General features: G+C 39.4%; 1 protein-coding gene and 1 pseudogene. Both read left to right on the forward strand.

What is annotated here, in order from left to right; translation table 11 throughout:
- Positions 1-312 (forward strand): annotated as a pseudogene (locus tag ACYQ0O_RS12965) (hypothetical protein); the annotation flags it as partial.
- Between the two features lie 261 nt (positions 313-573).
- The coding region (locus ACYQ0O_RS12970) for a flagellin N-terminal helical domain-containing protein (protein ID WP_459893745.1) at positions 574-1,329 on the forward strand (756 nt) is incomplete at its 3' end.

The raw sequence follows: 1,329 nt of genomic DNA on the forward strand, positions 1-1,329 counted from the left end.
GCTCTCAGGGAAATAGAATCTGCACGTTTTGAGGCAATGGAAAAAAGATTTGAAGCACTACAAAGGGAGTTAACTGCCAAATTCGAAGCAATTGAGAAACGATTTGAAGCCATGGACAAAAGGTTCGAGGCACTGCAAAGGGAAATGAATGCAAGATTTGAAGCGATAGACAAAAGATTCGAGGCTGTGGATAAAAGATTTGAAGCCATAGATAAAAGGTTGGGCTTTATTCAGTGGTTTATTGGCATAGGATTTAGTGCGCTATTGTGCATTAACGCCCTTATGCCAATATGGATTAAACTCTTTAAATAATCTTAGCCTGTTTTTTAAAAGATATCCTGCTATTTTTAGCACTCCCTAGACAAAATACATGTTAAATTTAACCCAGATCTATCAAAAAGAAAAACTTGGGTTAATAGCCTAGCCCTTCTTTTTATCATAACCCTCTTAAAAGATTAAATATTAAACATCAATCATTAAACTCTCCCCCCATTTTTCTAAAGTATTTTTACTTTCCGCCGAAAAGGTAATCAAAGAGCAAGATAATTTTTTGGGAAACAAAGGAGGTTGAATATGGCACTTTCAATTAACACCAATATATCATCATTAATAGCCCAAAATAGCTTAAGGCTGGCATCAGATGCCCTGGCCAAGAACCAGCTCAGGCTATCTACGGGCCTTAGGATCAATTCAGCAGCAGATGATGCTGCAGGACTTTCCATATCCAAGAGGATGACGGCACAGATAAGGGGACTTAACCAGGCAATCAGGAATGCATATGACGGTATCTCCATGATGCAGACTGCTGAAGGTAACATGGAAGAGATGTCTAATATCCTACAGAGGATGAGAGAGCTTGCTGTTCAGGCATCAAATGCTCTAACAGATTCTGACAGAGAAGACCTCAATCAGGAATACCAACAAAAACTATCAGAACTTGATAGAATTGTGGATACTGCTGAGTTTAACGGTCTAAAACTACTGGATGGAACACTTGGCACTGCAACCTTTCAGGTAGGTCCTAATACCAGTGCAGCAAATAAAATTCAGGTGAGCCTTTCCCAGAGCTTACATACCAATCATATTGGTGTAACCAACGAATATGGGGGCACCTTAAAGTTAAAGAATGGCGATGCTGGAGAGGTTGCTATTGCTGATGGATCAATTGCTGTCAATGGACAAAGACTAAACGTAACACCCTATGTAACGAGGGCATTAAATCAGAACATGAGGAATCCTGGTAATAATTTTGGTACATATGTTATCGAAAAGGGACACTCCCAGAGCAGTGCATATGCAATAGCTCAGGCTATTAATAACTCAAATGTA

It is taken from the genome of Desulfothermus okinawensis JCM 13304 (assembly GCF_054654515.1).